At 73.7% G+C, this 10,636-nt stretch carries 2 protein-coding genes (1 of these 2 only partly in view); both read left to right on the forward strand.

The features are described 5' to 3' along the window. On the forward strand, positions 1–6,786 hold the 3' end of the coding sequence (locus IE269_RS41365) for a type I polyketide synthase (protein WP_189828525.1). Its footprint begins 22,227 nt before the window's first position; the window shows 6,786 of its 29,013 coding nt (coding positions 22,228–29,013); the start codon falls outside the window, past its left edge; it ends in the stop codon at positions 6,784–6,786. Between the two features lie 20 nt (positions 6,787–6,806). Next, positions 6,807–10,636 (forward strand): type I polyketide synthase (locus IE269_RS41370; RefSeq protein WP_189828526.1); only part of this gene is annotated, 3,830 nt, incomplete at its 3' end.

Raw genomic sequence — 10,636 nt, forward strand, 5'->3', positions numbered from 1 at the left:
CTGCTGTCCCCTTCGTCGCCCCTGCCCGACGTCCTGTCGGCCGCCCTCGCGGAGGCCGGGGTCGAGGCCCCGCTGTGGTGGGTCACCCGGGGGGCGGTGGCCGTGGGCCGCGCCGACGCGCCCGCCGATCCCGAGCAGGCCGCCGGGTGGGGCCTCGGCCGGGTCCTCGCACTCGAACACCCTTCCCGCTGGGGCGGGTTGATCGACGTCGCGGAAGCTCCCGACGCACGTGCCGCCGCCCGGCTGCGCGCCCTGCTGGCCGCCGGTCCCGGCGGCGAGGACCAGCTAGCCCTGCGGCCGTCCGGCGTCTACGCCCGCCGTCTCGTACGGTCGGCAACCGGCCCGGCCGCGGAGGTCTGGACGCCGTCCGGCACCGTGCTGGTCGTCGGGGACGCCGACGGGTTCGGCGGACACACCGCGCGCTGGCTGGCCCGCACGGGTGCGGACCGCGTGCTGCTCGTCGGTACGGGCGGGCCGGAGGCCGACGACTCGGCCGGCACCACGGCAGCCGCCGAACTCGCCCGTCAGCTGGCCGAGTTCGACACCGAGCTCACCCTGGCCACGTTTGCCCCCGACGACCGGACCGCACTCGCCGCCGCCCTGGCCTCGATCTCGTCCGACCAGCCGCTGACCGGGATGATCCACACCGGGTACGGTGCCGGAACGTTCGGCCCCGAGCAGGTGCGCTCCGCGGTGGAGGCCCTGGAAGAAACACTCCAGGACGCCCTCGGAGAGAAGGAGTTGGAGGCCTTCATCCTCTTCACCTCGATCGCCGGGATCTGGGGCGTACGAGGACAGGAGCTGGGAGCGGCCGCGAGCGCCTGGCTCGACGCGTACGCCGAGCGCCGCCGCGCCGAGGGCCGTCCCGCCCTCGCGGTGGCCTGGGGGGCCTGGACCGGACTCACCGGCACCTCCCTCGACCGGCACCTGCGGCTCAGCGGACTGCCCACGATGGACCCCGAACGGGCCCTGGCCGCACTGCGGCGGGCCACCGGTGACGTCGCGGCGTGCGTGACCGTCGCGGACGTCGAGTGGGAACGCTTCGCGCCGGCCTTCGGACAGGCCCGGCCGAGCGCCCTCTTCACCGAACTCCACGAAGCCCGTGCCGCTCTGGCACCCGCAGATGGCCGTACCACCGGGACGTCCGCCGACCCGGCACCCGGCGCGGGCACCGCCGGCGCACTGCGCACGGAACTCCTCGCGAAGCCCGAGGGCACCGAACGCGACGAAGTACTGCTGGCCCTCGTGCGCCGGGAGGTGGCCGCCGTACTGGGCTACCAGGACGCGGAGGCCATTCCCGTGGACCAGGCCTTCAAGGACCTCGGCTTCGACTCGCTCACCGCCGTGGACCTGCGCAACCAGCTGGGCCGGGCCACCGGCCTGACCCTGCCGGCCACCCTCGCCTTCGACCACCCGACCCCGACCGCACTCGCCGCGCAACTGCGCGCGCAACTGCTGGAGGAAGCGGACCAGAGCGCCCCCGCCGAAGGGGACGACTCGGCGGGCGCTGCCGCCGGGGCAACCGCCGACACCGCTGACGATCCGATCGTCGTCGTCGGCATGAGCTGCCGCTACCCCGGCGGCGTGCAGTCCCCCGAGGATCTGTGGGAGCTGCTGCGCGCCGAGGTCGACGCCATCGGCGACTTCCCCGCCGACCGGGGCTGGGACCTGGAGCGGCTCACCCACGGCGACGAGCAGGGACGTGGCCGCAGCGTCACCCAGAAGGGCGGCTTCCTCTACGACGTCGCCGACTTCGACGCCGCGTTCTTCGGTATCTCGCCGCGTGAGGCGGTGATCGTCGACCCGCAGCAGCGGATCGTGCTGGAGGCGGCCTGGGAGGCTCTGGAGCGCACCGGCGTGGACCCGCACACCCTGCGCGGCGGCGACACCGGTGTCTTCTTCGGCGGTGGCAGCGGTGACTACCGGCCCGCCATCGGGCAGGTCGGCCACGTCGAAACCGCCCAGTCCGCCAGCCTGCTGTCCGGCCGGCTGTCGTACACCCTGGGACTGGAAGGGCCCTCGGTCACCGTCGACACCGCCTGCTCCTCCTCGCTGGTCGCACTGCACCTGGCCGCGCAGGCCCTGCGGGCGGGGGAGTGCTCCATGGCGCTGGCGGGCGGAGTGACCGTCATGTCCAGCCCCGTCGGGTTCGTCGAGTTCGGCGAGATGGGCGCGCTGTCACCGGACGGCCGCTGCCGGGCCTTCGCCGACTCGGCGAACGGCACCGGCTGGTCGGAGGGCGTCGGCGTACTCGTCGTGGAACGCCTCTCCGACGCCCGCCGCAACGGCCACGAGGTCCTCGCCGTCCTGCGCGGCTCCGCCGTCAATCAGGACGGTGCGAGCAACGGACTCACCGCACCCAACGGCCCCTCCCAGCGCCGCGTCATCCTGCGCGCCCTGGCCAACGCCCGGCTGACCGCCACCGAGGTGGACGCCGTCGAGGCGCACGGCACCGGCACCAAGCTGGGCGACCCGATCGAGGCACAGGCGCTGCTGGCCACGTACGGACGGGACCGCGGCGCCGGGCAGCCGCTGCTCCTCGGCACGGTCAAGTCCAACATCGGGCACACGCAGGCCGCCGCGGGCGTCGCCGGAGTGATCAAGATGATCATGGCGATGCGGCACGGTGTCCTGCCGAAGACCCTCCACCTGGACGCACCCTCCTCGCACGTCGACTGGGCGTCCGGCGCGGTCGGTCTCCTCGCCGAGGCGGCCCCCTGGCCGCACACCGGTCGCCCGCGCCGCGCCGGTGTCTCCTCCTTCGGTGCCAGCGGCACCAACGCCCACGTGATCCTGGAACAGGCAACTCACCCCATGCAGGACGAACCCCTCACCCACACCCGTCAGTTGCCGGAACCGTCCGCCACCGGCACGACGGACCCGCCCGCCGCCACCGGCACGACGTCAGCGCTCCCCGCGTCCGTGTCCGCCACCACCGGCACGACGTCAGGGCTCCCGGTGCCCGTGTCCGCCACCGACGGCACACCACCCGCACGCGTCCTCGTGCCGGTGTCCGCCACCACCCCCGACGCTCTGCGGGCCCAGGCCGCCCGCCTGCACGCCCACCTCACCGAGCGGCCCGCCCTCGCGGTCGCCGACCTCGGGTACTCGCTGGCGACCACCCGGTCCTCCTTCGACCACCGGGCCGCCGTCCTCGCGGGTGACCGGGACGAACTCCTGGCCGGCCTGGCGGCGCTGGCCGACGGCCGCACCGGGCCGCACGTACTGCGCGGCGAGGCCGCCGCCCGCAGCCGGAAAACCGCGTTCCTGTTCTCCGGCCAAGGTGCCCAGCGCCCCGGCGCGGGCCGCGAACTCCATGCCCGTCAGCCCGTGTTCGCCCGCGCCCTCGACGAGGTGACCGCCCGGTTCGACCTGGAACTCGACCGGCCGCTGCGCGCGCTCCTGTTCGCCGAGGAGGGCACCCCCGAGGCCGCCCTGCTCGATCACACCGGCTACACCCAGCCCGCCCTGTTCGCGATCGAGGTGGCCCTCTACCGGCTCGTCGAGTCCTGGGGCCTGCGCCCCGACTTCGTCGCCGGACACTCCATCGGGGAGATCGCGGCCGCCCACGTGGCGGGAGTGTTCTCCCTGGACGACGCCTGCGCCCTGGTGGCGGCCCGGGCCCGGCTGATGGCCGCCCTGCCCGCGGGCGGCGCGATGGCTGCCCTCCAGGCGACCGAGAGCGAGGTCCGCGCACGCCTGGCGCAGGCCGGGGACGACGGGGTGTCGGTGGCTGCGGTCAACGGCCCCCGGGCCGTCGTCATCGCCGGCGACGAGGCCGCCGTGGACCGGATCGCCGGGTCCTTCGCCGCCGCGGGCCGCAAAACTAGGCGTTTGCGGGTCAGCCATGCATTTCACTCCGTGCACATGGACGCCATGCTCGACGACTTCGCACGGGTGGCCCGGGGCATCGCCTACACCGCCCCGAGTCTGCCTCTGGTGTCGAACCTGACCGGGGAGCCAGCCGACGCCGAGCTGGTGTGCACCCCCGAGTACTGGGTACGGCACGTTCGCGAGACCGTCAGGTTCGGCGACGGCCTGCGTGCCCTCGCCGAGCGCGGCGTCACCCGCTTCCTCGAACTCGGCCCGGACGCCACTCTGTCGGCCCTGGCCCAGGACATCGACGGCACACCGCAGGCCACCCGGCCGACCGCCGTACCGGTCCTGCGCAAGGGGCGGGACGAGCAGGACACCCTCCTCGCGGCCCTCGCCCGACTGCACGTCGAAGGCTGCGCGCCGCGCTGGCCGGCCGTCTTCGAGGGCACCGGGGCCCGCCGGGTGCCGCTGCCCACGTACGCCTTCCAGCGCGAGCGGTACTGGGCCCACCGAAGCCCCGCGGCGGCTCCGGTCGCAGGGGTGGCCACCGGCGCCGCGGGAACGGACGACGCCTTCTGGAGTGCCGTACGCTCGGAGGCCTTCGACTCGCTCGCCGGGGACCTCGACGTCGACAGTGACGCGCTGTCGAAGGTGCTGCCCGCCCTCGACGACTGGCGCCGCCGCCGCGCCGAGGAGACCGTCGTCGACGGCTGGCGGCAGCACATCACCTGGCAGCCGCTCGCGAGTACCGGCAACCGCGCCACCCCGCTCGCGGGCACCACCGGCCACCCGGCACCGCCCGCCGGGACCTGGCTCGCCGTCCTGCCCGCCGCGCAGGCCGCCGACCCGTGGGCCCGAACCCTCCTCGACCGCCTCGGCCCGGACACCGTCCGCTTCGAGATCGCCACGGACTCCGACGCCGACCGGGAAAGCATGGGGAAGCGACTGAGCGAACTGCGCGCCACGGCACCCGAGTTCGCGGGCATCGTCTCCCTTCTGGCCCTCGATTCTCCCCAGGACACCGATCCCTCCCTCGCGGGCCAAGGCGAAGTCCCGCAGGGCGTGGCGCTGACCGCCACCCTCCTTCAGGCCCTCGGCGACACCGGTCTGGGCGCACCTCTGTGGTGCGTCACCCGCGGCGCGGTCGCCGTGCGCCCCGGCGAACCCGTACCGGGCCTCACGCAGGCCGCCGTCTGGGGCCTGGGCCGGGTCGCCGCCCTGGAGTACCCGCAGCGCTGGGGCGGCCTGATCGACCTCCCCGCCGCAGCCGCCGACACGGCGACCCAGGCCGACGCCCACCCCGGCACGACCACTCCCGTCGGCACCACCACGCCTGCCCGCACGGTGGTTCCTGCCGACCCGGCCGGTCCTGCCGACTCCGCGGCCCTCGACCTGCTGGCCGCCTTCCTCGCGGCACCGGACGGGGAGGACCAGGTCGCGATCAGATCCGGGAAGCTGCACGGCCGCAGGCTGAGCCCGCTGCCCGCCCACCGCACGAACGCCCCGGCGTCCACCCCGGCACCCGCCCCCGGCACGGCCTCCGCGGCGCCCTCCCGCGCCTGGAACCCGGAGGGCACCGTCCTGATCACCGGCGGCACCGGCGCCCTCGGCGCGCACGTCGCCCGCCGTCTCACCGCGGCCGGAGCCCGCCACCTGGTCCTGCTCAGCCGCAGCGGTCCGGACGCCCCCGGCGCCGCCGGACTGCGCGCCGAACTCACCGAAGCGGGCGCCGAGGTCACCCTCACCGCCTGCGACGCCGCCGACCGCCGGGCGCTGAACGCCGTCCTCGCCGCCATCCCCGACCGGGCACCGCTGACCGCGGTGATCCACACGGCCGGGGTCCTCGACGACGCGGTCATCGACAGCCTCACCCCGGACCGGTTCGCCGCCGTCTTCCACGCCAAGGTCACTTCGGCGCTGCTCCTCGACGAACTCACCCAGGACCTGGACCTGTCGGTGTTCGCCCTCTTCGCCTCGGCCTCGGCATCGGTCGGCAACCCCGGCCAGGGCAACTACGCGGCGGCCAACGCCGTCCTCGACGCCCTCGCCGAACAGCGCCGCTCCCGCGGGCTGGCCGCCACCTCCCTCGCCTGGGGCGCCTGGGGCGGTGCGGGCATGGCATCCACGGACCGGGCGGCCGGGGCCGCCCACCGGGCCGGCATCCGCCCCTTGGACCCGGACCTGGCCGTCACGGCGCTGCGCCGCGCCGTGACGGAACCCGAGCCGGTCACCGTCATCTCCGACGTCGAGCCCGGCCGGTTCGTCCGCGCCTTCACGGCGGTACGGCCCAGCAGGTTGCTGGCCGGCCTCACCGTGCCGCACACCCCCGACGCCCCGGGCGAGCGCCCGGTCCCGGAGCTGCGTGCCGAACTGACCGCGCTGCCCGGGGCCAAGCGCGAGCCCGCCGTGCTCCAGCTCGTACGCACCCGGGCCGCCGAGGTCCTCGGGCTGAGCGGAACCTCGGCCGTCGGCCCGGAGAAGGCGTTCCGCGACCTCGGGTTCGACTCCCTGGGCGCCGTGGAACTGCGCAACCAGCTCACCGCCGCCACCGGACTCGAACTGTCCGCCACCCTCGTCTTCGACCACCCCACCCCGGCCGAACTCGCCGAGCACATCGCCCGACGGCTCGACCCGGAGGCGGCGGACGACACGCCCGAACCGGACGACCTGGCCCAGGCGCGCCTGAAGAACCTGCTGGCTTCGGTGTCCGTCGCGCAACTGCGCCGCATCGGCGTCCTGGAGCCACTGCTGAAGCTCGCCGTCGAGTCGGACCGGGGGGCGGCCCCTGCCGGTGCCCCGGGCGAGGAGGCCGCGTACGCCGACTCCATCGACGCGATGGACGTGGACGCACTGGTCCAAGCCGCCCTGAACACGGCCGCACCCCACCCGGATTCCGACCCCACCGCCCACCCCGACCCCACGCCCGGCCCCGCGGCCGGACAGACACAGCACGCCGAACCGCAGGACTGACGGAGCAGACGGAGCAGAACATGGCCACGCCCACGCCCCACGACAAGGTCGTCGAAGCGCTCCGGTCCTCGATGAAGGAGACCGAGCGGCTGCGGCGCCAGAACCAGCACCTGGTGGCCGCCGCCACCGAGCCCATCGCCATCGTGGCGATGAGTTGCCGCTACCCGGGCGAGGTCCACTCGCCCGAGGACCTGTGGGACCTGGTCGCGGCCGGAACCGACGCGATGTCGGACTTCCCGGACGACCGGGGCTGGGACCTCGACGCCCTGCGCGGCGCCGGAGTCGACGCGCGCGGCCACTCCGTCAGCCGGGGCGGCGGCTTCCTCGCCGACGTGGCCGGCTTCGACGCCGACTTCTTCGGTATCTCACCGCGGGAAGCCGCCTCGATGGACCCGCAGCAGCGGTTGTTGCTGGAGACCTCCTGGGAGGCGTTCGAGCGGGCCGGGATCGACCCGTCCCGGCTGCGCGGCAGCCGTACGGGCGTCTTCATGGGCACCAACGGCCAGGACTACGCCTATCTCCTGGTCCGCTCCCTCGACGACGCCACCGGAGACATCGGCACCGGCATCGCCGCCAGTGCCGTGTCCGGCCGGCTCGCCTACCAACTGGGCCTGGAGGGGCCCGCGGTGACCGTGGACACGGCCTGCTCCTCCTCCCTGGTCGCCCTGCACTGGGCGGTCCAGTCCCTGCGGGCGGGGGAGTGTGAACTGGCCCTGGCCGGTGGCGTGAACGTCATGTCCACACCTGGCTCCCTGATGGAGTTCAGTCGGCAGGGCGGGCTGGCGGGCGACGGCCGTTGCAAGGCGTACGCGGACGCCGCGGACGGCACGGGCTGGTCCGAAGGCGTGGGCGTACTCGCCCTGGAACGCCTCTCGGACGCCGTGCGCAACGGGCGCCGCGTCCTCGGTGTCGTACGGGGCTCCGCCGTCAACCAGGATGGCGCCAGCAACGGCTTCACCGCGCCGAACGGTCCTTCTCAGCAGCGGGTGATTCGGCAGGCGTTGGCGGCTGCGGGTGTGTCGGCGGCGGATGTGGATGTGGTGGAGGGGCACGGTACGGGGACGCCGTTGGGTGATCCGATCGAGGCGCAGGCGTTGCTGGCGACGTACGGTCGGGAGCGTGGTGCGGGTGGTGGTCCGTTGTGGCTGGGTTCGGTGAAGTCGAACATCGGTCATACGCAGGCTGCGGCGGGTGTGGCGGGTGTGATCAAGATGGTGATGGCGATGCGGGCGGGTGTGCTGCCGCGGACCCTGCACGTGGACGCACCCTCCAGCCACGTCGACTGGACCACGGGCGGCGTACGCCTGCTGACCGAAGCCACCGACTGGCCGGCCGGTGAACGACCGCGCCGGGCGGGCGTGTCCTCGTTCGGCATCAGCGGTACGAACGCGCACGTCGTGCTGGAGGAAGGCCCGACGCAGTCCGTCGCCGAGCCCTCGGACACGTCGGCGCTCACCCCGTGGCCGGTCTCGGGGAAGTCGGCGGCTGCGCTGGACGCGCAGTTGGAGCGGTTGTCGGGGGTGGCGGGCTCCGCGCTCGACGTCGGTTTCTCGCTGGCGGTCTCGCGGGCGCGTTTCGCGCACCGTGCGGTGCTGGTGAACGGTGTCGAAGTCGCACGCGGTGTCGCGGGTGAACGCTCCCTCGCGATGCTGTTTTCGGGGCAGGGTTCGCAACGGCTGGGTATGGGTCGGGAGTTGTACGTGCGCTTCCCGGTGTTCGCGGCTGCCTTCGACGAGGTGTGCGCCGAGCTGGATCTTCCGGTGCGGGACGTGGTCTGGGGTGAGGACGCGGAGGCGTTGAACCGGACGGTCTTCGCGCAGCCCGCTCTGTTCGCGGTGGAAGTGGCGTTGTTCCGGCTCGTCGAATCGCTGGGTGTCCGGCCGGACTTCGTGACCGGTCATTCGGTGGGTGAGATCGCAGCCGCCCATGTGGCGGGGGTGCTGTCGCTCGCCGACGCGTGCACGCTGGTGGCGGCGCGCGGCCGGCTGATGCAGGCGCTGCCTGAGGGCGGCGCCATGCTCGCCGTTGAGGCGTCCGAGGATGAAGTGACGCCGCTGCTGGGTGAGTTGGTTTCCTTGGCGGCGGTGAACGGCCCGACGGCTCTCGTCGTCTCGGGCGCCGAGGCCGGCGTGGAGGCCGTACGGGCCCACTTCGAAGGACTGGGCCGAAGGACCACGCGGCTGCGGGTTTCCCACGCGTTCCACTCGCCGTTGATGGACCCGATGCTGGCGGAGTTCCGTGCGGTGGTGTCGGGGCTGTCGTTCTCCGCTCCCGAGATGTCGATGGCCGTCGACGACGCGTCGGTGTGCGACCCCGAGTACTGGGTGCGGCACGTCCGGGAGCCCGTGCGGTTCGCGGATGCGGTACGCGCTCTGGCGGCCCGGGGCGCGGACGCGTTCCTGGAGCTGGGTCCGGACGGGAGTCTGTGCGCGCTGGCCCAGTTGAGCGTGGATGCCGTGGCCGTGCCGGCGTTGCGCAAGGGCCGTGGCGAGGAGAGCGCCCTCGCCGACGGACTGGCGAAGCTGCACTGCGCGGGGACGAAGGTCGAGTGGGAACGCTGGTACGACGGTACGGGCGCCCAGGTCGTCGATCTGCCGACGTACGCCTTCCAGCACGAACGCCACTGGCCCGCGCTCACCCCCGACACGGGCGATGTCACGGCGGCCGGACTGATCGCCGAGGCGCATCCCATGCTCGGGGCGGTCCTTCCGCTCGCCCAGTCGGAGGGCGTGGTCTTCACCAGCCGTCTTTCCGCACAGGCGCAACCGTGGCTGGCCGGCCGGACGACGCCGATGACCGGCCTGTTGGAGCTGGCCCTCCGCGTCGGCGACCACGTCGGCTGCGACCGCGTCGAGAGCCTGGTGCACAGCGCGCCCCTGGCGGTGCCCGAGCAGGGCAGCGTCATGACGCAGGTGCGGGTGGGGGAGCCCGACGCATCGGGTGCCCGCACGGTCGCCTTCTTCTCGCGGGTGGACGGAGCTTCCTGGACGGAGCACGCGAGCGGCGTGGTCGTCCCGGCCGCCGACCGACCGACGGCGGACATCGACGGCGCCGAGGTGGAGTTCGCGTTGTCGGGTGAGGTGGCGCGGGAGGCGGATCGCTTTGGTCTGCATCCGGCGTTGTTGGCGGAAGTGGTGCGGGAGGTGGTGGGGGAGCGGGAGTTGGTGCCTGTTTCCTGGCGTGGGGTGTCGTTGCATGCGGCGGGTGCGTCGGTGGTGCGTGCGCGGATCAGTGGTGTTGGAGAGTCCGCTTCGCTGCTGCTGGTGGATGCTGCGGGTGAGCCGGTGCTGAGCGTCGAGGAGCTGGTGCTGGGGGCCCCGGTGGCAGCGACGGGCGTGCCGGCGCGGGAAGGGCTGCTGCGTCTGGAGTGGGTGTCGGCAGATGTGTCCGGGGCCGCTGCCGTCGGTGACCCGGCGCTGGCGGGCCTGACGGTGCTGCCGGTCGAAGGCGGCGATACGCCGAAAGCAGTGCATACGGCATGTGGCCACGTGCTGACCGCGGTGCAGCAGTGGCTGTCGGAAGAACGTCCACCGCACGCCCGCCTGGCGGTGGTGGTACGGGACGACCTCGCCGGCGCTGCTGTCACGGGTCTGGTGAGGGCGGCGGAGTCCGAGAACCCGGGCCGGTTCCTGTTGGTGGAGGCGGAGGGTGAATGGTCGGCCGCTGAAGTCCTGGCAGCAGGCGAACCGCACATTCGGATCCGCGACGGGCTCGTGCAGGTGGCCAGGTTGGCCGCACTCGGAACGGACGCACCCTCGGTGGAGTCTCCGTTGGGTGGGGGGACGGTGTTGGTGACGGGTGGTACGGGTGGTCTGGGCAGTGTGGTGGCCCGGCATCTGGTTGTGCGGCA

Origin of the sequence: Streptomyces spiroverticillatus (assembly GCA_014650415.1) — a bacterium.
Taxonomy (GTDB): Bacteria; Actinomycetota; Actinomycetes; order Streptomycetales; family Streptomycetaceae; genus Streptomyces; species Streptomyces spiroverticillatus.